The following is a 21,609-nucleotide window of genomic DNA, read 5'->3' on the forward strand; positions in this document are numbered from 1 at the left end:
TATGGGCTAAGCCGAAAATGGCTTTTAGGAATCTTTATTGTCTTTGTCTGTTGAACCAACAAACGGGTCGTTACTCTTAATCAAAAGGTTTTGAGTATCAATTTCTTCGTCTTCGTCTTCGATATAAAACTCATAATGCTCAATAAGTGGATGAAAGTTCAAATCACGTTTTCCACTATCGAAAACCATCAATAAGGCTGGCAAAACGGTAAGGTTGGTTACCATAGCAAACAACAGGGTTAACGAAGTAAGTAAACCCAAGGCTACGGTTCCACCGAAATCGGAGAACACGAAAATCACAAAACCGAAGAACAACACGATAGACGTATATAGCATACTCGATCCTGTTTCTTTTATACTGTTACTGATGGCGATAGGCACAAAGAACTTATTCGCAAACAATTCTTGGCGGTACTTGGCCAAGAAGTGAATTGAGTCATCTACAGAAATACCAAAGGCAATACTGAAAATTAAGGCCGTACTTGGTTTTAATGGTATTCCGAAAAAGCCCATGATTCCTGCGGTTAAAATCAGTGGAATTAAGTTCGGCACCATAGAAATGATAATCATTCTGAAGTTTGCAAAGAGAATGGCCATGATCACCGCAATAATTGCGAAAGCCAATAACAGCGACATTTGAAGGTTTTCGATTAAGAATTTATTTCCCTTTACAAACAGCAAGGTAGAACCCGTAACACTGGTATGCACGTCTTCATCTTCACCAAATACTTCGTTAATTCTTGGCTCCACTACCTGGGTAATAAGTGAGTCCATTTTAACAGAGCCTAAATCCCAAGTTTTTAAAGAAACCCTTAACACTTGGCCTGTAGTATCTACAAAACTGTTTAGCAATCCATCTTCATCCTTTTGATTGCTTAAATAATTCAGGATCGCATTCCTATCACTTGGGCTCGGAAGACTATATCGGTTTGAATCACCATTATAATAAGCTTGGCGAATGGCCTTGGCAAAACTGACAATTGAAATAGGTTGTGAAACAAAGTCGATAGAATCGAGGCCGATTTCCAAACGTTCCACTTTTCTCAAGTTTCTAGCATTTAGTGACGACCTTGGTTTTCCGAAATCAACAATAATTTCAAGCGGCATTACTCCGTTAAAGTTCTCTTCAAAAAAGTAAAGATCCTGCTTAAGTGTTGATTCTTCTGGAATATCATCGACCATATAGGCCACCGAATAGAGTTTAGAGACTCCATAAAGCGAAACACCAACCACCACAAAAGTGATTATGAAAACACGGTAACGGTGTCTGTGCACTAGCAAATCAAGCAAGGTGAGCGCTCGCCCAGTCATCTTAAAGTCTAGGTGTTTCAACTGAGCTGGTTTTGGCGCGGGCAGGTAAGAGAAAATACCAGGAATAAGCACCATACTTACCACGAAAGTGGCTAAAATGTTAATACCAGCTACTAAACCGAATTCCTTTAAGAGGGTAATATCCGTAGTAACCAAAACCAAGAAACCAATGGCAGTAGTGAAGTTGGTGATGAAGGTTACCAAGCCAATTTTTCTGATCATCAGGCTAAGCGCCTTCATTTTATTACCATGTTTGGCAAAATCCTGATGGTACTTATTCAGCAAGTAAATTGAATTGGGAATCCCGATTACAATGATGATTGACGGTATTAAGCCTGTGAGTACATTGATATTATACTGAAGAATTCCGAGGGTTCCCATTACCCAAGTCACCACTACTCCAATTACTATAAGCGGAAAAACCACAGCCGTCCACGACCTAAAGAAGAGGAAGAGGATAAGGGCTGTAATGGCAATAGAAAGCACAATGAATAATTTGAGCTCTTTGGCCGTCATTTCTTGCATGATGGTTCGAACGAACGGCATTCCCGAATAATGAAGCTCAATGCCTGTATCGGCAGAAAATGCTTTTCCAATGCCTTGAATTTCACCAACTACATCATTCCTAAGTTTAGAATTAAGCACTTCCCGGTCCATCGTAATCAGAATCAGCGTAGCACCATTCTTAACATTCATCAACTGACCGCTATAGAACTTTAAGTTCAAAGCCGCTGCCATTATGGAGTCTAGTTCGGCCTGAGAGGTGGGACTTTGCTTAATTAAAGGGGTAAGCTCAAAACTGCGGCTGTCTTGATTTTTGGTGATATTCTGAAGTGTGGCCAGTGAAATTACGTTAGTGATACCTTCCACACTTCGTAATTTTTTATTCAGCGCCTCATACTTGAGGAAGTTATCAAGCTCATACAGACTGCTATCTTTCACACCCAACACCAAGATGTTTCCATCTTCCCCAAAATTCTTTTTAAAGTCTTGGAAGTACTTATAGTTTTCGTCTGTTTCTGGAACGGCCGTATTAAAGTTAAATGCCATTTTTACATCACGCGCCATATAGCCCATGAACACCGTAAAAAGGAGCAATAGAATCATCAGGGCGAGCCTGTATTTCAGTACGATATGAGGAAGTTTAGACCACATTTTTTTCAAAGATCACAAAGGTAATAGAAATCCCTTCTCAGTAAATTGATTCTCACCATTTTATCCTATAAATAGAAAGGTTAATTGGGCTATCGGCCCGGTAGGGAAATACCCATAATTTTTCGGTACAAATTCAAAGCGTTAGAATCGGTCATTCCTGCAACATAATCGAGCACAGACCTTAGGGCAATGTAAGCAGAATCCGCCTGCTTCACTTCCGTTTGAGTTTCAGAGGGCAATAACCTAAAGTAGGTTTTATCCTTTGCAGAAAGGTTCTTTTTAAAACCTGCTAAAGTTGCAGGAACTAAGGTTTCCAACAAACCATTCAATACGCGATATCCAGCAGCCTCGGTTTCTACTACATCTCGACTACGGTAAATTTTCTCTACTGAAACACTAATAATCTCGGCCATAGCCGCTTTCGAAGGAATTTCATCTGCCAAAGAAATATCGAATTCAGAAGTCAGTAGTTTCTCTTCATGCTTCATAAATAAATCTACGCACTCTCCAATTAGCTGATTAATGGCCAAAGCACGAAGCACTCCAATTCGTTCCTTTAAGCTATGAATGGCCTCTAACTTTTCGGGCTGAAACTTATCGCCAATCACATTGGCAAGCAATTCGACCGTTTGCTCATAAGTGACCAAGCCTAAATTACAGCCATCTTCTAAATCTATAATATGGTAGCAAATGTCATCGGCAGCCTCCACCAAAAAGGCCAGCGGATGGCGACAGTACTGATCAGTTCCTAAAACCTCAAGACCAAGTTCTTTTCCTAATTCCTGAAAAACGGTTATTTCTGTATCGTAAAAGCCAAATTTCTTCTGGCTTCTTCTGGCCTTGTCTTGTTCTTTAACCAAAGCAGGACGAGGGTATTTTGTAAAAGCAGCTAAAGTAGCCGAAGATAATTTCAAGCCCTGATAACCCGGCCGGTTCAGAAGTCTAAACCCTTGCGCATTTCCTTCAAAATTGATCAAGTCGGCCCATTCGGCTTCGGTTACTTCAGGCTTTAATTCTGCTTCTGCATTCTTAAAATAATCCGAAATGGAAGATTCACCCGAGTGCCCAAAAGGTGGGTTTCCAATGTCGTGCGCCAAAGAAGCAGCCGCTACTATGGCGCCAAAATCATGTGCACTTATTTTATTCTGAAGAAAATCATACTTCTCTATCAGCCTACTGCCTACCAACCTTCCTAAAGATCGGCCCACGCTAGACACTTCCAAGCTGTGCGTCAATCGGGTGTGGACAAAATCCTGCTCGGGCAAGGGGTGTACCTGCGTTTTATCCTGCAGTTTACGGAACGGATGAGAAAAGATAATCCGATCAAAATCACGATCGAAAACCGTTCTCGTCTGGTTTTGCTGAACATCAGGAGTATCTAAAGAAAGAAGTTGTAACCAATTCATCGCGGTAAAGCTAAGTATTGAGCCTTTAACAGGAAAGGTAAAAAAGACTTGAGTTAAATATACAGTCAGAAGCAGCAATAAAAGTTCATTCTCTTCAAATAATAGAATTGGTTTTGCGCTCTAGGCTTTCCGCTTAATAGTCGCTAATATTATAGGAGGTCAAGTCGTTTTTTCATTTAAAACAAAATCCATCTATTACTATGGGCGAAAAGAAGTACATCATCGCATTAGACCAAGGCACCACGAGTTCTCGTTCGGTGCTTTTCGATCAAAAAGGGCAAATTATTGACATTGCACAGCAAGAGTTTTCTCAGATTTTCCCTAAACCAGGATGGGTGGAACACGATGCTACGGAAATTCTTTCCAGCCAAATGGAAACCCTTTCCAACCTCATTAAAAAGAACAATATCAAAGGTGAAGAAGTAGCGGCCATAGGCATTACCAACCAACGGGAAACCACAGTGGTTTGGGACAAAAACACGGGCAAGCCTATTTACAACGCCATTGTTTGGCAAGACAAACGGACAGCCAGCATTTGCGAAGACCTAAAGCACACGGGTATTGAAGCTTACCTTAGAGAAAACACAGGTTTGGTGATCGACTCCTATTTTTCGGGCACCAAAATCAAATGGATTTTAGACAATGTCGAAGGTGCAAAAGCAAGTGCCGAAGCTGGTAATTTACTCTTCGGAACGATAGACACTTGGTTAGTTTGGAACCTGACCAATAGAAAAGTACATGCCACCGATTACAGCAACGCTTCCCGCACTTTGCTTTTCAATATCAAAACCGTGAAGTGGGATAATAGGCTTTTGAAAGCGCTTGACGTTCCAAAGTCCATGCTTCCTGAAGCCCGACCAAGCTGCGGAGATTTCGGTACTTATGAACTTGACGGAGTGGAAATTCCCATCGCAGGCATTGCTGGCGACCAACAAGCTGCCCTTTTTGGCCAAGCTTGCTTTGAACCCGGCATGGCGAAAAACACCTATGGCACTGGTTGTTTTATGCTGATGAATACGGGCGAAGACCTTCAACATTCATACAATGGCTTGCTCAGCACCATTGCTTGGGGCATTGACGATAAAATATACTACGCTTTGGAAGGAAGTGTATTTGTAGCGGGTGCAGCTGTGCAATGGCTACGCGATGCACTTGAAATCATTGAAGATTCAAGCGATTCTGAAGCGATTGCGGAAAAGCTAAAAGACAGCCATGAAGTCGTAGTCGTTCCAGCCTTTGCTGGCTTGGGCGCTCCCTATTGGGACATGTATGCTCGAGGCGCCATTTTCGGACTCTCTCGTGATACGGGAAAAGAACACATTATCAAGGCCACGCTAGACTCTCTGGCTTTTCAAACCCGTGATATTTTACAAGCCATGCAAAAAGACGCGGGTCTAAAGTTGAAGGAATTGAAAGTAGATGGTGGTGCTGCGGCCAATAATTACCTTATGCAGTTTCAAGCAGATATTCTTGGCGTTGGGGTAGAACGACCAGAAGTCATTGAGTCCACCGCGCAAGGTGCCGCTTACTTGGCTGGAATATCTGTCGGTTTTTGGAAACAAGAAGACATTATCAAAAACAGAATTATCGAGCATGAGTTTGAGCCAGAAATGGACGCCAAGCTCAGAGAAAAACTCTACGCGACTTGGCAAAAGGCAGTGAAAAGATCAATGAATTGGGTAGAAAATTAAAACTATGAACGTCCTCTCTTCCACCAACAGAAAAGCATTAACAGATACTGCAAAAACGCAGCACTATGATCTATTGATCATTGGTGGAGGCATTACGGGGGCAGGTATTGCGCTCGATGCAGCTTCGAGAGGACTTAAAACCGTGTTGGTTGAAAAGAACGATTTCGCCTCAGGCACCAGCAGTAAATCCACCAAACTGATTCATGGCGGCTTGCGCTATCTCAAGCAATTTGAAATTGCGCTGGTCCGCGAAGTGGGCAGAGAACGCGCCACCTTGCACAAGCTCATTCCCAACTTGGTGACTTCAGAAAAAATGCTGCTCCCCCTCATTAAGGATGGCACTTTCGGAAAACTCATGACCAGCATTGGTTTGATGGTCTACGATGTTTTGGCAGGCGTAGAAAAAGTGGATCAACGCAAAATGTTGGACATTGAAGAGACTTTGGAAAAGGAGCCCCTCTTAAGTGAAGAGAATGTCGAAGGCGGTGGCATTTATGCGGAATACCGAACGGACGATGCCCGCTTGACCATTGAAATTATTAAAACCGCCTCCAAATTTGGAGCCCATTGTCTTAATTATGTGCAGGCCGATGAATTCATTTATAAGGAAGGAAAAGTAGCCGGAGTTTTTGCTACGGACTTTATCTCAGGTGAAAAAATGGAGATCAAGGCCAAATCCACCATTAGTGCGGCTGGCCCTTGGGTAGATGAGCTGAGAACGAAAAACCATTCTTTGACCAGCAAACACCTCCACCTCACCAAAGGCGTACACATTGTCTTGCCCCACAATAAATTCCCGCTCAAGCAGGCCATTTATTTCGATTTCCCTGACAAGCGAATGGTGTTTGCCATTCCACGAGGAAAAATCACTTATATAGGCACTACCGACACCGATTACGCTGGCGACAAGGATAAAATTCTGACGACCAAAGCCGATGTAGAATACTTAATCAAGGGCACTAATCATGCATTTCCAAAGCTGAACCTGAAAGCCAAAGATGTAGAATCAAGCTGGGCTGGAGTAAGGCCACTGATACATGAAGACGGAAAGTCTGCTTCAGAAATTTCGCGTAAAGATGAAATTTTCGAATCGGAAACTGGACTGATTTCTATTGCTGGGGGCAAACTCACGGGCTATAGAAAAATGGCCGAAAAAGTGGTCGATCGCTTGTATGATCGCCTTCACAAAGAAGAAGGCATGCCCATTGTGGAAACCAAAACCACCCATATTGATTTAGATAATGGTGCTTTTAAAAATGCCAAAGCAGTAAAGAAATACAGAAAATCTACTCGCGAACAATTAGAGGTCATTGGCCTCGAAAAATACTATGCGGGCTATTTGGTGAGCAATTACGGAAAAGTAACAGACGAAATTATTGAAGGCATGAATGCCTTTGACAACAAAGCACTCCATCTTAAATTGATTCGTTCAGAATTGAGGTATTGCCTAGAAAATGAAATGGTCTTTTCAATTCAAGATTTCTATATCCGCAGAACGGGCCGTTTGTATTTCGATATTCACAGCATCAAGCCTACGCTGGAGGTTATCCTTAAAGATTTCCAAAATCACTTTGACTGGTCTGCGGAAAAAACGCTTTCAGAAAAAGAAGCCATGGAAAAAGCCATTGAAGAGGTTTCTATCTTTGGCTAGAAAATCATTCTTCTACAATTTTTACTTTCAAAAAGGTCTGGTAGTCGCGCTCATCTTTATAAGTTCGTTTCAGCCAGAGAAAACCACTTTCTGTACCCTTGGGTAAAGCCTCATTAATATTAAAAACCCATTCTACTTTTCCTAAAAACTGCTTTTGATCAAAAAGTAGAAAATCAGTGGTCATATACTTTCTCACCGCTGCTTCTAGCTCAGGTGACTCATAATAATTAGGGATTTGCTGCAACTCTTTCATCACAGCATCCGGTATTCGTCCAATACTCAAGAGCAAGACTTTATCACCCACAGAAAAAACGTTTGCATTCACTCTCAACTGCTCCGGGTCATCTTTGCTACCAAAGCTTACTGCACTATACTTAGGCAAAAACTCTTCTGGAATCCCAATTTTATTGATATACTCATTTTTCTCTGCATCAAAAATATAGAGATAACTATCGCTTTGATGGGTAAAAGCAAAGGTACTGCCCGACAATCGTGTGAAAGTCGGATAACCCCAATCCATGTACTCGCCAGCAGTACGGTAAATATTGTCAGGTTCCTTATGCATAACCGTAGTGTTTTCACCCGTCTCAAAATTCATTCGAAAAACCGCATCAACGGAATCCTGATATTCCTGACTGCTGCGCTTTCTATTGGTAAGGTCCAAAATCAGAGCCACCACTTCCGTTCCTCGTTGGGTTTCAAAAGCCTTTATCCGTTGGGGGGAATAATCAAGCCAAATACCTCCTCCAGGGTTTATTGGATTGTCATAACGCCCAAGTCTTTCACCTGCCTTGGAGAAGCGATAAAAATAGGGCCTGCCAAAAGCCACCAGCTCATCTTTACCATAGAAGCTCCAGCCATAACTAGAATTGCCCATATAATTTGGCCCTTCTATATGAGGGTTAAAAGATGAAAGAACCTCTCCGGCTTTGTCCATAACCAAGTAATCGCCTGATTGAGTATCCGCGAACAGAAGGTCTCCCGTACTACTTTGGTAGTCCAATAACTCTAAGACCGAAAGTCTATCAATCACCAAAGAGTCAACAATTTCAGCTTTAAAGCTTCCAATTTTACTTTGTGAATTCTCTTCTTTGCCATTGCAGGCCACCATTGTTATAAGGCAGCATGTAAGGAGAAGAAGTTGAAAGGCTTTTAAGTACTTAAGCATACAAATCTTTGGTTAAGGTTTTTCTGAATTAGAGTCTTCTACAATTTTTACTTTCAAAAAGGTTTGGTAGTCGCGTTCATCGTTATATATGCGTTGAACCCAGAAATATCCATCGGGGCTACTGATTTTTTGATAACCCACATTTCCAGCAGTCCATTTCACCTCGCCCAAATAGCGGTTTTCGTCAAAGAGTAAATGGTTATTCGTCATGTACTTTTTTACTGCATCCTTATAATCCTGCGATTCAGACAGCATGTCTACCTTTTTATATATTTCTCTTATGATCGACTCTGGAACTTTCCCCATGACCGAAACCAGAATGTTATCACCAGTGGAGACCACATAAGAGTTAATTCTAAATATATCTGGCTCTCCTTTTTCTCCAAACTCTATAGTTTCATACTCAGGTTGAAAAGCTTTTGGTAGCGGTATCGCGTTTACTAAGTTGTTATTCGCCACATCAAAAATGTAAAGCATGGAGTCAATGCTATAGACCTGAGCAAAGCGATCGTTTTTCATTTTTGTTACATAAGGAAAGCCGCGGTCTACAAATTTACCTAAAGTCCGATATACACTTTCATGCTGTTTTTCCATTACGGGAGTGGCCTCTCCCGTTTCAAAATTCATACGGTAAAGCATAACAGTCGAGTCTTGAAAGGCCTGAGAGTTATAAGGAGGCCCAGCAGGTTCAGTGATAAAGGCAAGCACTTCAGTGCTACCATTTATAGTATAACTGTCCAACATAGTTGGGTCTCTATCTAACCACCAAATCGACCTTGCTTCTACAGGGTAGGGTATTTTGGCAAGCTTGTTTCCCTTTTTATCGAACTGATATAAATAATAGTGGCTGTAACAAACCAATTCATCATTTCCGTAAAAACTCCAACCAAAATCATAGGAACCAACATAGGCTGGGCTTTCAACATGGGGATTGAATGACAAAACCAAATCACCATTTTCGTTGACTATCAATACTTCATCGGTTTGTAGATCACCTACTAAAAACTCCTTCGTATCAACATTGTAGTCTAATAGTTGAAGTGTTGAAAGTCGATCGACCATAACGGAATCGACTACTTGGGTAATGTAGGATTTGACATTATCATCAGAAACCTCTTTTGAAGTACCACAGGAGACCGTCAATAAAACCAGCAGAAGGAAACTAAAAATTGAGAATACCTGAGATCGGAGTTTCATTATAGCTTAAGTATAATTTTATGTTCTAAAATATAAATTAATAGCCCAGAAAACAAAAACCCCACAGCCGTGACGCTGGCCAAAACAATAGCACTTCAAAAGAAATACTCAATCTATTAGCTATAATATCTGGTTTAAATCTAGTATTTTTAGTAAAACTAAAAATACTAGATTAATGATTAAAGGAAGAGGTGCTCAAAAGCAGGTGAAGAACAGGTTCTTGATGCACGAATATGTGCAAGAACACCTAGAAGCAATCGATGAATTTGATGGCCAAAACCCGAACACCAAATACATTCCCATCTTCCCAAAAACCATTGTCAACAAAGTGGAAAGTCCTGATGTGGGTATGACCTATTCCCTCAACCCTTATCAAGGTTGCGAGCATGGCTGCATTTATTGCTATGCGCGAAACAGCCACGAATACTGGGGCTACAACGCGGGGCTCGATTTTGAAAAAGTGATCATGTACAAAGAGTCCGCGCCTCAGTTGTTGGAAAAACATTTGCAAAACCCCAATTGGCAGCCTTCCACCATCGTGCTTTCTGGCAATACCGATTGCTATCAACCTTTGGAACAGAAGCTTGAAATTACCCGAAAACTGCTGGCTGTTTTTCTGAAATACAAACACCCTGTGGGCATCATTACCAAAAACGTCACCATCACCCGCGACCTCGATATTATTGGCCCTTTGGCCGACCTCAACCTGATTAGCGTATATTTCAGCCTCACCACTTTGGATGAATCGGTAAGAAGAAAACTGGAACCCAGAACAGCTTCGGCTGTTAGAAAATTGAAGGCCATGGAAACACTGACCAAGCGTGGCGTGCCCGTAAGCATTATGATTGGCCCTATTATTCCCAGCCTAAACGACCATGAAATTCCTGACATTATGAAAGCCGCCTCTGAGGCTGGGGCACGAGGCGCGGGTTATACCATGGTTCGATTAAATGGAGCCATTGGCCAAGTGTTTGAACATTGGGTGCAGGAGGCTTTTCCAGACAGGGCGAGCAAAATTCTGAACCAAATAAAGGAAGCGCACGGAGGCAAACTAAACGACAGCCGTTACAACACGAGAATGCGAGGAGAAGGTTTGATGGTGCAATCCATCAACCGACTGTTTGAGCTTTCCAAAGCCAAATACTTTCAAAATACGGAGTCCAGGCCTAAGCTTCGCACCGACTTATTTGTGAAAACCAACAAAGGGCAAATGGGGTTGTTTTAGAGGGGGGGGGTGATTGCTATTTAGTCAATTCGTTTTTTGTTATCCAAAGCTCATTGCCTGTTTTGTGTTTTGCATTGTCGTACAATACGATGTCTCCCAAGTACTTTATTTTATTAGTTTTTGACTTATAAATGACGGCAAACTTGTAATAGCTCTTTTTGTTTCTGGAGACCCCAACATTTCTAAAAAAAACAGTGTCTCCTTTTAGCTCATAATTACCTTTAATCTCTGTCACACCAAAACACACAGATCTTTCTGTAAAAGTATTATTCTCTTTCAACTTAAGAGTCGTCATACAGTTTGCCGCCCCTTCTCTCTCAGCCACTAACAAGTCCTCACCTTGCAATTTGTCAAAGTCTATTAGTCCGTTGGGTTTTAAAAGAATTAATGTCAAAACGATAGTTAACGCCCCAATAACACCTAACCTTTGTTTGTCTTTAAACTTTTCTCTGATAGCGAAAAACAGTTGTCTAAAAACAAGAACTGCCAGTATCAAATAAACCACAACAAGTAAAAGGAAGAGCGGAAAAGCTAGAAAGCCAAGTTTACCATCCCAAAGGGAAATTGTATTCACTATTAAAAAGAGTAATAGTGTCGATATGACGAGTCGTTTTTGCTTCACTACATCGTTTTCTTTTAACTGATAGGAACATTAAGTGTCAGTCTCATTTACGACTGACGCCCATAAATATATCGAATTTTATAACTGTAAACCCTAAACAAAAAAACCGCACTCAAAAGAGTGCGGTTCGTTGTTTCAGTATGTTCAGTCAATTATTTCTTGTTGGTAATTGTTGCTCTTCTGATTGACTTTTCCCAAAGAGGTATTGTTGATGTTATCCTTTATTAGAGTTAGTATTAATTTTTAATTCCACAATTTTCCCATCTTTGGAAATAATTAGTGGCGTATTCTTCTGGCGTTTAAATTCAAGAAGTTTCTTATACGAATCTTCAAGCCCTTTACGAACTTTATTTTCAAGCTCCGTCAATTTATTTCCCATCATATTTCTGTTTTAGTTCAGCCCACTTCTCTGAGTTAATAATACTTATTTCATCCTTAGACCCTTTTGCTATAAAGTCAAAGTGTTCGTTAGAGTTGTCAATTAATATCCAAGAGTCAACAATAGGGATGTATCTATTAAACAGGTTCTGTAATCCATTTTCATACCTTCTTTCGATAACATCTGTCGGAATATTGTGTCCGCCTTCTATTACTCTTGTTTTTACTCTTCTTATAGCTAACTCCTTTGAGTTTAAACACAGAAATAAGAGTATAACTTCATAGCCTAATTCTTTTACTCTTTTGATTAGGGAATGGTAGCTCTTAGTTGATAAGGTAGTTTCAAAGGCAAATGTTTTTTCCTTTTTAACTAGCTCATCAATTCTATTAAGCATCAATCTGCCAGCTTGAAGCCCAACACTGTCCGGGTTAAACGGAGAAAGTCCCTTTGCAATTTCATCAGCATTAACAAATTCATAACAGTCAAAAATCTCAGGTAAAATAGTATACGATGCAGTTGTTTTTCCTGCTCCATTTGGCCCTGCTATGATATAGAGTTGTTTCATTCAGAAACAAAGATACCGAACTTTAAATGAATTTCAGGAGTCGGCCTCTGTATTGTCATTAGTGTTGAAAACAAAAAACCGCAGCCTTTAGAGTGCGGTTCGTTGTTTTCCTAGTACGGTCTAATTTTAATATTACACCAATGCTCCGTTAGCCCCAATTACTTGACCCGATATCCATTTGGAATCATCGCTGGCCATGAACAATACAACTTTGGCAATATCGATGGGTTCGGCCAGTCTGTTAAAGGCATTCATCGCACTTAGTTTATCAATGGTCTCTTGTGATTTTCCATTTAAAAACAAGTCGGTTGCAGTGGCTCCAGGAGCTATAGCATTTACGGAAATACCTCTCCCAATTTCCTTAGAAAAAACTCTTGTGATTTGTTCTACGGCAGCTTTTGTAGCAGAATATAATGAGTAGGTTGGGAACATTAATTTGGCAGTACTTGAAGAGAAATTAATGATAATTCCATTGTCGGCTAGTTTAGCGTCAGCTTCTTGTAGCGTATTAAAAATGCCTCTTACATTCACATCAAACAGACTTGTGAAATCTTCTTGCGTATTATCTTTTAGCAATTTCGAAAACATAATTCCCGCATTATTGACCAAGACATTCACTTTTCCATACGCTTCAATTGCTTTGTCGAATAAGTCCGTTACTTGATCTCTTTGGCTAACATCAGCTTTTACCGCGATGGCTTCTCCTCCATTATTCACTATTTGATTGACAGTGTCATCCGCTTCATCTGGGCTATTAGAATGATTGACAATTACTTTAGCACCATTTTTTGCCAAGAGGATCGCTACTTCTTTCCCTATCCCTCTTGATGATCCTGTTACTATGATTGCTTTACCGTTTAAGTTATTCATGATTTAAGATGTTTTTTAGTTTGTAGGAAGATGTAAGCATTAAAATGATGGCGATGACCACCAACAGCATGACTGGCTCGGGCCTTACAAAAAACTCGATACCTAAAGCCGAAACCATGGTGGCCAGTAGAAACAGAAAGGCCGCTAAACCTACCATGCGGTTTTTAGTAAAAGCATGTGTAAGGATTAATGCAGCAATGATTAATTCTGAAAAGCCCGTAAATAATCTGAAAAAGGTGGCGTCTATGTGCAGCACACTTTCAAATTGCTCGAAGCCAGTTACACTTTGAGAAAGCCCAAGAATTTTGGGAACCGCAAAGTAGATCAAAACGAGTATTGATATTATGTTAATGCTTTGATTTACGCGCTTTTTCATTTGAGAGAAATTAGCCGGTCAGCAATGAGCTTTAAATTGGGCTCATTGATTTCTGGAGTCGGAGCAAGCGGATATAATTGAGCCCCGGGACGGCTAATAAAAGCACCTCTCCAACCAGTCCATATAGCACCAGCGATGTCCCAGCCATGAGCCGCTACTAATAAGCACTCGCTTGGCGCAACGCCCATTTTTCTGGCGGCCCAATCATAAGCATCGGTATGTGGCTTAAATTTTCCAATGTCTTCGATACTTAATCGCTCTTCGAAAAATTCTAACAAACCAGCATTTGTAAATTGTGTTTCAACCCCTTTGTTGGATGAATTTGTAAATGAAACCAGTGTATAGCCAGCGTCCTTTAATCGTGCCAATGATTCCTTCACTTCTGGATGAGCAGGCAATGACCTTATTGGAGTCAGTATTGCTTCTTTTGCTTCAGATTCGGTTAAAGAAATATTGTTGTTAGCGGCTACCATTTGTAATGCAGCAGCACCAATAATTCCAAAATCGTTGTACTGCCGACCCACTGTAGTTACTAGCGAATATTGCAACATGGTGGTAAACCACAAGGGTAACAAATCACTTCTATTGCCCAAGGCCTTACCCACGCTCTCTTTCATGGCAGTTAAGTCCAATAGGGTTTCATTGACATCAAAGAACAAGACTTTAGGCCTAATGCTTTGACTCATTTTATCCTCTTCTGCAGATCTCGTCATTCCAAATTGCGGACCCGCCACCATTCCTACGCCTAGCATTCCAGACTTTTTAATAAAATCTCTTCTTTCGTTTTTCATTTTTTAATGTTTAGTAAAACATACTAGCAAGTATGTTTTAGGGTAAAAAAATTAAGCCTTTATTTGTTTTAAGTACAATGAAAGCCCTGTGATGAATTCGTCTAACACAACATCATTGTCATATAGTTTCCTAATACCTCTGATCCCTTCAAACGCACTGATCAAGTAAACGGCAACAGCTTCGCTAGGAGTCTCCTTTTTTATTGAGCCTTCGGTTTTTCCTTTTTCAATAAGCTCCACCAAAGCGCTTTTCCACTTTTCTATAATACTTTTGAGCGCAGTCTGATATATACTTTCACTGTTACCTAACTCATTAATCAAATTATTCATAGGGCAACCATTTTGCTTTTCCTGAAATGGAAATTCCTTTAGCCGGTTGATAAATACGTTTTCCAGAATATTGAAACTATTACCCTCTTGCTTTAAAGGAGAAATCATTCCTTCAACCACTCTTTTTTGAACCTTTAGGCTAATCACCTCAAGGCCCAGTTCTTTTTTACTTTTATAATGATGATAGAATGCACCTTTACTCAAGGAGGTTTTCTCCATTATTTTATCAATGCTGGTAGTTCTGAAACCATTAGCATAAAACAACTTAAATGCCTCGTTTACAATAAGCTGTTTAGTAAAGTCAGATTTTAAATCTTGTTGCATGGCGTAAAGATAATAAAAAATACTACTTAGTATGTTTTGTTGGTTCAACCAGTAAGTTGCTTTTATGTCAATTAGACAAAAAAACCGCACCCTTTCGAGTGCGGTTCGGATTTTCAATACTAGCTTTTCAATTACTTCTTGCTATCAATGGTTGCGTTTTCTGGTTTAGTCTTCGCGTTTTTTACGTGCGTTTCCATCCAAGTATCCATTTCCCAAAGCATATGCATAATTGATTCTTTTGCGCGATAGCCGTGGCTTTCGTGAGGTAACATTACCAGTCTTGAAGTGCCGCCATGCCCTTTAATGGCATTGTAAAAACGAATACTCTGGATTGGGAAAGTACCTGAATTATTATCGGCCTCACCATGAATCAAAAGCAATGGCTCATTCACTTTGTCAGCATTCATAAATGGCGACATGGTGTTGTAAAGGTCTGGATCTTCCCAATAAGTACGCTCTTCTCTTTGGAAACCAAATGGCGTTAAAGTTCTGTTGTAAGCACCACTTCGGGCAATTCCGGCTGCAAATAAATCGGAATGTGCTAAAAGGTTGGCTGTCATAAACGCACCATAAGAATGGCCACCTACTGCAAATTTATTGCGATCGCCAATGCCCATTTCAACGGCTTTGTCGATGGCCGCTTCGGCATTCATTACCAATTGCTCTACAAAAGTATCGTTTGGTTCTTTATCACCTTCACCAATAATTGGAAACTCCGTGCCATCCATTACCGCATAACCTCGTAGTACCCAAAACAATGGTGAACCAGAACTTACCCTGGTAAACGAATAAGGAGTACCTCTAATTTGAGAAGCCGTTTCTACCGACTTGTACTCAATTGGGTAAGCCCACATAATTACTGGCAATCTACCATCTCTGTCTTTGTCGTAACCCGCAGGCGTATATAAAGTGGCACTTAGGTTTACGCCATCTTTCCTTTTATATTTTACGATTTCCTTGTTAATGGCCATTAATGAAGGTTGCGGATGAGGGAAGTCTGTAATCGCCTTCATTGTACCTTTCTTCAAATCACGGATGTAATAGTTAGGCGGCTCTTTTTCCGACTCGCGAATGGTAATTATCATGTCTCCTTTTTTAGAAAGAAGATCAGTTACTCTTTCGTAATAAGGGGCTTCAGACCTGAAAAGGATTTCTGCCTTCTTAGTTTTTGTGTTAAACCTGCTCAAGAACGGTCTGTCACCTTCTGGCGAGCCTCCCGTACTACGCATAAACAGATCGTCTTTGTCAAATAAAAGCACATTCCAGCCATATTGATTTTTAGTCATTACTGGGTTTCCAGGGTCATTATAACGGTCGGTAGTAGCGCGGTCAATTAATACCTGACCAGGAGTATTCGGTTTAGATGGATCAATCAAGGTGGTTTTTTCCAAACGCTGTGCCCACCAGCCTTCATTTAATAAGGCCCTGTTTTCATCGCCCCACTGAATGCCAGAGTAGCGTAAACTAGTTCCGAAAAGCTTGGTTGGTTTTCCGTTAAACGGAGCGCTTTGCATGTATACAATGTCGCGCTCTTTTACTTCTTTGTTCGGGTCTCCACCATCATTTGCTTCTGCCCAGTAAAGCGTATTCGGTTTGTCAGCTCTCCAAGTCATGCTTCTAGCACCTAACCTTGTGGCGTCAAATCCATTGGGACGAACTTCATCCAAATCAATTTTGGCCATTACTTTTACCAAGCTTCCTGTACTGCTCCATACTTCGTATTGAAAAGGAAAACGAGACGCAGGCACTAAATAAGAAAACGGCTTCTGAATAGTTTGAACTAAAATATAGTTGCCGTCAGGGGAAATATTAACCGACTTAATAATGTCTGGCTGCCCTACTTTCTGACTATTTCCATTCATGTCGATTTTTCTCAACTGAACCATGGTGTAGTATTCGAAAAGCATTTCGTCATACGGGTTTTCAAGTAAATCCTGATAGGTTCTTGAAGCGGCAAGTGCGCCAGAAGTTTCTTGAAGTACTGGCCCGGTGGGTGCCAAAGGCTTTTTGGGCTGAGGGCCACGGTTGTCGACAACAGTACTTGCCAATAATGAATTATTGTCTGGCATCCATTCATATGCACCTACATAGGCATTGTTGATGATTTCACCTGTCAATTTTTTGGCTGACTTGCTGTTTACATCTGCCACCCAAAGCTCAATTCCGTTTTCGGTGGTATTGGTAAAAGCAATTTTACTTTCGTCCATCGACCAGCTTACATTACCAATTTGAGGTTTGCTTGGCATTCCTGAAAACTGAAATTCTTGACCTGAAGCAATGTTCTTCAAACTCAAGCCCGTCATAAAGCTTTCTCTGCTTGGGCCGTTGGTGGCAGGGTTAATTCTGGTTCCGCCAATTCTAAGCTCTGGTGCAGCTACTTCTTCAATAGAAGGATAGCCAGGTCTTTCCATCAGTAACATCCAATCTGCTTTAGAATCAATACTCACCGATGGCGTTGAAGGCGCATCAATCAGTTTAGCAATTTCCTCTGGAGGCCTTTGGTAGCCCATATTGGTGTCTTGTGCTTGTATTGAACCGAAATTCAATAGCACCGCCACGACCAGAAGCCGGGGGAGTCGTTTTAAATTATTCGATAGTTTCATCTCGTTGGTAAGTTTAGTGGTTAATGAAATTAAACATTCCTTTCATGCTAAATACAGATTGATAATATAATTGTTCTAAAAAAGGTGATGGAAGGAAAGAGTTTTCATCTTTTCGGTATAAATCATATGAATTGACATTTATTACATGATGGATATACGAAAATATTCGTAACAAAATTTGTTATTACGAATTCGTTCGTATAAGTTTGATACGAAACTTGTCGTAGACTAGAAATGTCTACTTCAGAAGAGGTCAATATTTAAAAACGAAAGCAACATGACACATAAACCCACGGAATCGGAACTAGACATACTCAGAGTGCTTTGGGAAAAAGGCCCAAGTACGGTGAGGGAAGTCAATGAAATACTTTGTCAGGAAAAGGAAACGGGTTATACCACAACTTTAAAACTGATGCAGATTATGGCGCAGAAAGGTATTGTCACTAGAGATGAGTCTTCTCGCACCCATGTGTACAAACCAGCCATTGAACAACAAAATGTACAGCATACTTTACTCAATAAATTAGTAGATGCCGCTTTTAGCGGTTCCGCCTCGCAATTGGTCATGCAGGCATTAGGGCAAGGAAAAGCCTCAAAAGCCGAGCTCGAAGAAATCAAAAAACTCATTGAACAACTTGAAGGAGAACAAAAATGAAAGCACTCATCAACCCTCAATGGGCCGAAGCCTTAGGCCTAACCCTATTCGATTCGCTTTGGCAAGGAGCCTTAGTGCTGATCGCCAGTTTTGTTGTCTTGCTTTTCATGAAGAAAGCTTCGCCTGCAAAACGTTATGCCGTAGTGCTTGTTGCTATTCTTATATTACCTCTACTTTCCATCACTACTTTTCTGGGGCATTTAGATAATGGTGTAACAACCTCAACCTTTAATAGCCCGCTTGATTTCGAGAATACCTCCGTGTTTTCATTAGAATTCAATGAAGCTTCATCACCAGTTAAGCAGGTGGCTACCTCTCCCACCCTTATGGCAAAATGGAAAGCTTGGACGTCACAAAACGCCAATTTGGCCTTAGTGGTTTGGCTTATGGGCGCCTTCTTATTCACAGTCAGAATGTTAGGAGGATTCTATTTTCTAAACCGACTAAAATCCAGAGCCAATTTGATTACAGATTCAGTCTGGTTAGAGAAAATGAGCGAACTCTGCAACTCTTTGAAAATAAAGGGAAAAGTGCTTTTAAAGCAATCTGAAAGGGTTTCTTCTCCATTGGTCATGGGTGTGATTAAGCCTGTCATCATTTTTCCTATGGGACTCATCCAAGCCCTTCCTACTGATGAAATTGAAGCCATTTTAGTGCACGAATTGGCCCATATCAAACGAAAAGATTTTCTTATCAACATAGTTATCAACCTGTTGCAGGTGGTTTACTTTTTCCACCCTGCTTTTTGGTGGCTCAAAATACAGCTAGATGCCGAAAGGGAGTTCCACTGTGATGATATCGCCCTAAATCAGCTGGGTAAAAAGCTGACACTGATCAAAGCATTAACTAATGCCTCTGAATTTCAAGGACATAAATTTCAACCTGCTTTGGCTTTTGCCGGAAAGAAAAATCAATTGCTGAGCAGGGTAAAACGCATTGTAGATCACAAACCTCAAATGAACTGGCTCAGCGGCTTTATGTCCTTGGGAATTCTGGTATTGAGCTTTGTGCTTATGAGTCAGAATGCAAGCCAAGCAGACCAACCCACCATGGCCGATCTGGAAGAAGATAACATTGAAAGCTTGATGCAAAACCCGGTATTTCAAGATACCACCAAGGTGAATAAAGCTATTCTAGAGTTACTGAACCCAAACTCTAAAGTGACGGTGAAAACCGATGCTTTTGGTGCTGTAACAATGATAATGAATGACAAAACGGAAATCACTGGTGAAGAATTTGAAGCTTATAAAACCGCATACAATCAAATCCATAGGTTTTCTGAAGAACACCAAAGCGCCAAAAAAGAGTTTTCTCAGGAGCTTATTGACAAGGTAAATGCCGAAAACCGAAGAATTGATGAGGCATTGAAAGCAAGACATATTGCCAATGCCAATAAGGCCAGAGAATACAACCAACAAATTGATGCAGAACTTGAAAAAAGGGAACAACAGTATTCAGAAGAAATGGCAAAGGCTGAAGCTCAAAACGAAGTGAATATGGCTCGTATCCGTTCGGAGTTAAGAAAGGTAGAGCGAGAGATACCCCAAACTCAAATGGAGTTGAAAGAATTGGAGAAACAGTTGAAAGCCACTGGAAAAACTGACACGGCTCTTCTGAATCAATATAAAAAGCGAATCGAAAAACTAAATACACACTGGAGAACACTTAACTCCTATTCAGGCGATCTCAAGAAGTACGAAAGAGAGGTAAATCAGTATTTGGAAAAGATGAATACTTCCATCGATTTTTCAGCTCCCAAAATACGATATGAGTACATGGGCAAAATTATAGGAGAAGAAGAAATGAGTCAGTATAAACTCGTAGGCCTTAGAGTTTCAGAAATAATAGAAGACTATCCTGTATATGATGAAAAAGAGCGAAAGGAAATAAAGGTCAAGTTGGTAAAATTAGTGAAAGACACTGTAAAGGGTTCACCGGAGACCTCTGCCGTACGCTACATGGTTGATGGCAAACTGAGAGATAGTGGTATAATGAATACCCTTGACCCGAATCAAATTGAGAATATATCAGTAATAAAGGGTGAGGCTGCAGTCCTTAAGAGGTACCCAGATATTCCTACTCCGGTATCTGGGCTCATTATAATTACAACAAAGCGAAGCTTGCTTCAATTTACAGCTCCAGATAGCCAAGATTCTGACTCTGTATATTACGCCTTTAATGGCAATTTAATAGATCGTTCTGAAGCTAGTAAGCTGCTTGACGCTAATCAGGCATTAAGTATTACTGTCATGAAGAGCAAGAGCGAAATTCTTGTTATGTTTCCAGAGGTCCAATCTAGCAACCCTAAGCTAATCATACTTGATAGTACAAAGGATTATGAAAAATCCAGTAGGGAGTATCTTAAGAGGTTTCCATATTATACTTCTTATCAAGATCTTGGAATAGTCAGTTTTGATCAAAGTTTCAACAACTCAATAAGAACTAGTTTCACTATTGCCGCAATAAAGGAAGACAACGCCATACTAGAAATTGACGGAGAGTTAAAACCTGACATGACTGATGATCAGATAAAAGCGCTTGATTTAATGAAAGTACAAAGTATTCAAATCATCAAAAACGACAAGATGTATGATTACCATAAAAAGCGAAAGCTGAAAGGCTACGATGCGCTGATTAGAATAGTGACGAAGTAGGTAAATGATAGCGCCTTGGCTGACTAAAGTTTAAAGGTTTTAATCTTTGCGAGAGTAGCCAACTCTTCTAAAAACAAAGAAAGAGCAGCCGTCTGGCTGCTCTTTTGGGTTTGTTGCACATATTATTCTGCTTACCTACTCAACCTCACAATGTGTACCCAGCTGTTTTTGAATCGGGTGTCGTTCCTGATTTCTTTCATGCGGGCGATGGCCTTGTCGAAGTCGTTCAGGCTTTCGATGTAGAGGTAGTCAAGGTTGCGCTTTTGGCTGGTGAATAGGCCTGCCTGAGGGTATTCTGCCTTCAGCTCTTCTAAGTACAGCTTGCCGTAACGGTTGCCCACTGAGTAAGAGGCTACTACAATTAAGTAATCGTCTGTGGTGTCGTTGCTTTGAGTTTGGGCTGAGGTTTGTTCTCTTGCCAGTCTGTCTCGCTCAGCTTGGGCGGCTGCTTGTTCTTGTCTTAAGCGTGCTGCTTCGGCTTCTTGCTCTGCTTTGATTCTCGCTTCTTCGGCCTGTGCGGCTTCTAGTTTGCTCTGGGCTTCTTGGTCAAAACTGGCTTGTAGTCTGGCTTGCTCTGCGTCTTTCATTTGTTGTAGGATTTCATCAAAGCGGGCGTCCTGTCTCTTATACACATCT

At 40.8% G+C, this 21,609-nt stretch carries 18 protein-coding genes; 5 read left to right on the top strand and 13 right to left on the bottom strand.

The features are described from left to right. Positions 1 to 24: 24 nt before the first annotated feature. On the bottom strand, positions 25 to 2,466 hold the full coding sequence (locus tag MB14_RS10100; protein ID WP_062591430.1) for an efflux RND transporter permease subunit: 2,442 nt from the start codon (positions 2,464 to 2,466) through the stop codon (positions 25 to 27). 89 nt (positions 2,467 to 2,555) lie between these two features. After that, entirely contained in the window at positions 2,556 to 3,872 is a 1,317-nt protein-coding gene (locus MB14_RS10105) for a deoxyguanosinetriphosphate triphosphohydrolase (RefSeq protein WP_062591431.1), read from the bottom strand. Between the two features lie 200 nt (positions 3,873 to 4,072). Between MB14_RS10105 and glpK the strand changes: the two genes are divergently transcribed. Both glpK and MB14_RS10115 read left to right on the top strand, forming a co-directional pair. Further along, positions 4,073 to 5,563, top strand: a complete 1,491-nt coding sequence (gene glpK / locus MB14_RS10110) for a glycerol kinase GlpK (RefSeq protein WP_062591432.1) — start codon at positions 4,073 to 4,075, stop codon at positions 5,561 to 5,563. Between the two features lie 4 nt (positions 5,564 to 5,567). Continuing rightward, complete coding sequence (locus tag MB14_RS10115; protein WP_062591433.1) at positions 5,568 to 7,214, top strand: glycerol-3-phosphate dehydrogenase/oxidase; 1,647 nt, start codon at positions 5,568 to 5,570, stop codon at positions 7,212 to 7,214. 4 nt (positions 7,215 to 7,218) lie between these two features. Here MB14_RS10115 and MB14_RS10120 read toward each other — a convergent pair whose 3' ends face one another. After that, positions 7,219 to 8,382 carry a hypothetical protein gene (locus tag MB14_RS10120; protein ID WP_132644128.1) on the bottom strand — a complete coding sequence of 388 codons (1,164 nt, stop codon included), beginning with the start codon at positions 8,380 to 8,382 and terminating at the stop codon, positions 7,219 to 7,221. A gap of 12 nt (positions 8,383 to 8,394) precedes the next feature. After that, the gene (locus MB14_RS10125) at positions 8,395 to 9,579 is read right to left on the bottom strand and encodes a hypothetical protein (RefSeq protein ID WP_062591435.1); all 1,185 of its coding nucleotides are present in this window, start codon (positions 9,577 to 9,579) and stop codon (positions 8,395 to 8,397) included. 175 nt (positions 9,580 to 9,754) lie between these two features. On the opposite strand from MB14_RS10125, the gene MB14_RS10130 reads away from it, so the two are divergent. Continuing rightward, positions 9,755 to 10,804 carry a PA0069 family radical SAM protein gene (locus MB14_RS10130; protein ID WP_062591436.1) on the top strand — a complete coding sequence of 350 codons (1,050 nt, stop codon included), beginning with the start codon at positions 9,755 to 9,757 and terminating at the stop codon, positions 10,802 to 10,804. A gap of 16 nt (positions 10,805 to 10,820) precedes the next feature. Here the strand turns inward: MB14_RS10130 and MB14_RS10135 are convergent, their stop codons facing one another. The 8 genes from MB14_RS10135 to MB14_RS10165 form a co-directional block, all read right to left on the bottom strand. Next, complete coding sequence (locus tag MB14_RS10135) at positions 10,821 to 11,378, bottom strand: hypothetical protein (RefSeq protein ID WP_062591437.1); 558 nt, start codon at positions 11,376 to 11,378, stop codon at positions 10,821 to 10,823. A gap of 262 nt (positions 11,379 to 11,640) precedes the next feature. After that, positions 11,641 to 11,808: a DUF8506 family protein gene (locus tag MB14_RS18955; protein WP_157716573.1), complete on the bottom strand. Its 168-nt coding sequence runs from the start codon at positions 11,806 to 11,808 to the stop codon at positions 11,641 to 11,643. Then, positions 11,795 to 12,370, bottom strand: a complete 576-nt coding sequence (locus tag MB14_RS10140) for an ATPase (protein ID WP_062591438.1) — start codon at positions 12,368 to 12,370, stop codon at positions 11,795 to 11,797. The genes MB14_RS18955 and MB14_RS10140 overlap by 14 nt, the downstream gene beginning before the upstream one ends. A 132-nt stretch (positions 12,371 to 12,502) precedes the next feature. Continuing rightward, the gene (locus MB14_RS10145) at positions 12,503 to 13,240 is read right to left on the bottom strand and encodes an SDR family oxidoreductase (RefSeq protein WP_062591439.1); all 738 of its coding nucleotides are present in this window, start codon (positions 13,238 to 13,240) and stop codon (positions 12,503 to 12,505) included. Then, a complete protein-coding gene (locus tag MB14_RS10150; RefSeq protein ID WP_062591440.1) occupies positions 13,233 to 13,616 on the bottom strand; it encodes a hypothetical protein in 384 nt (127 codons plus the stop codon). Before MB14_RS10150 ends, MB14_RS10145 begins: the two co-directional genes overlap by 8 nt. Then, positions 13,613 to 14,407 (bottom strand): haloacid dehalogenase type II, encoded by a 795-nt coding sequence (locus tag MB14_RS10155; protein WP_062591441.1) that lies wholly within the window; start codon positions 14,405 to 14,407, stop codon positions 13,613 to 13,615. The genes MB14_RS10150 and MB14_RS10155 overlap by 4 nt, the downstream gene beginning before the upstream one ends. Positions 14,408 to 14,458: 51 nt before the next feature. Then, positions 14,459 to 15,061 (bottom strand): TetR/AcrR family transcriptional regulator, encoded by a 603-nt coding sequence (locus MB14_RS10160; protein WP_062591442.1) that lies wholly within the window; start codon positions 15,059 to 15,061, stop codon positions 14,459 to 14,461. Positions 15,062 to 15,192: 131 nt separating this feature from the next. Next, the gene (locus MB14_RS10165) at positions 15,193 to 17,664 is read right to left on the bottom strand and encodes a S9 family peptidase (protein ID WP_062591443.1); all 2,472 of its coding nucleotides are present in this window, start codon (positions 17,662 to 17,664) and stop codon (positions 15,193 to 15,195) included. Positions 17,665 to 17,941: 277 nt separating this feature from the next. Here MB14_RS10165 and MB14_RS10170 point away from each other — a divergent pair, with 277 nt between their 5' ends. Next, positions 17,942 to 18,319 carry a BlaI/MecI/CopY family transcriptional regulator gene (locus MB14_RS10170; protein WP_062591444.1) on the top strand — a complete coding sequence of 126 codons (378 nt, stop codon included), beginning with the start codon at positions 17,942 to 17,944 and terminating at the stop codon, positions 18,317 to 18,319. Next, entirely contained in the window at positions 18,316 to 20,973 is a 2,658-nt protein-coding gene (locus MB14_RS10175) for a M56 family metallopeptidase (protein ID WP_062591445.1), read from the top strand. Before MB14_RS10170 ends, MB14_RS10175 begins: the two co-directional genes overlap by 4 nt. A gap of 131 nt (positions 20,974 to 21,104) precedes the next feature. On the opposite strand, the gene MB14_RS10180 is transcribed toward MB14_RS10175, so the two are convergent. Further along, a partial coding sequence (locus MB14_RS10180; protein ID WP_221405477.1) for a hypothetical protein occupies positions 21,105 to 21,609 on the bottom strand: 505 nt, incomplete at its 5' end.

This window comes from Roseivirga ehrenbergii, from assembly GCF_001593005.1.
GTDB lineage: Bacteria > Bacteroidota > Bacteroidia > Cytophagales > Cyclobacteriaceae > Roseivirga > Roseivirga ehrenbergii.

What these genes read in the sequence shown, in the direction of transcription:
- MB14_RS10100 (WP_062591430.1), bottom strand. Translation starts at nt 2,466, where the DNA reads ATGTGGTCTAAACTTCCTCATATCGTACTGAAATACAGGCTCGCCCTG.
- MB14_RS10105 (WP_062591431.1), bottom strand. Translation starts at nt 3,872, where the DNA reads ATGAATTGGTTACAACTTCTTTCTTTAGATACTCCTGATGTTCAGCAA.
- glpK (WP_062591432.1), top strand. Translation starts at nt 4,073, where the DNA reads ATGGGCGAAAAGAAGTACATCATCGCATTAGACCAAGGCACCACGAGT.
- MB14_RS10115 (WP_062591433.1), top strand. Translation starts at nt 5,568, where the DNA reads ATGAACGTCCTCTCTTCCACCAACAGAAAAGCATTAACAGATACTGCA.
- MB14_RS10120 (WP_132644128.1), bottom strand. Translation starts at nt 8,382, where the DNA reads ATGCTTAAGTACTTAAAAGCCTTTCAACTTCTTCTCCTTACATGCTGC.
- MB14_RS10125 (WP_062591435.1), bottom strand. Translation starts at nt 9,579, where the DNA reads ATGAAACTCCGATCTCAGGTATTCTCAATTTTTAGTTTCCTTCTGCTG.
- MB14_RS10130 (WP_062591436.1), top strand. Translation starts at nt 9,755, where the DNA reads ATGATTAAAGGAAGAGGTGCTCAAAAGCAGGTGAAGAACAGGTTCTTG.
- MB14_RS18955 (WP_157716573.1), bottom strand. Translation starts at nt 11,808, where the DNA reads ATGATGGGAAATAAATTGACGGAGCTTGAAAATAAAGTTCGTAAAGGG.
- MB14_RS10140 (WP_062591438.1), bottom strand. Translation starts at nt 12,370, where the DNA reads ATGAAACAACTCTATATCATAGCAGGGCCAAATGGAGCAGGAAAAACA.
- MB14_RS10145 (WP_062591439.1), bottom strand. Translation starts at nt 13,240, where the DNA reads ATGAATAACTTAAACGGTAAAGCAATCATAGTAACAGGATCATCAAGA.
- MB14_RS10150 (WP_062591440.1), bottom strand. Translation starts at nt 13,616, where the DNA reads ATGAAAAAGCGCGTAAATCAAAGCATTAACATAATATCAATACTCGTT.
- MB14_RS10155 (WP_062591441.1), bottom strand. Translation starts at nt 14,407, where the DNA reads ATGAAAAACGAAAGAAGAGATTTTATTAAAAAGTCTGGAATGCTAGGC.
- MB14_RS10160 (WP_062591442.1), bottom strand. Translation starts at nt 15,061, where the DNA reads ATGCAACAAGATTTAAAATCTGACTTTACTAAACAGCTTATTGTAAAC.
- MB14_RS10165 (WP_062591443.1), bottom strand. Translation starts at nt 17,664, where the DNA reads ATGAAACTATCGAATAATTTAAAACGACTCCCCCGGCTTCTGGTCGTG.
- MB14_RS10170 (WP_062591444.1), top strand. Translation starts at nt 17,942, where the DNA reads ATGACACATAAACCCACGGAATCGGAACTAGACATACTCAGAGTGCTT.
- MB14_RS10175 (WP_062591445.1), top strand. Translation starts at nt 18,316, where the DNA reads ATGAAAGCACTCATCAACCCTCAATGGGCCGAAGCCTTAGGCCTAACC.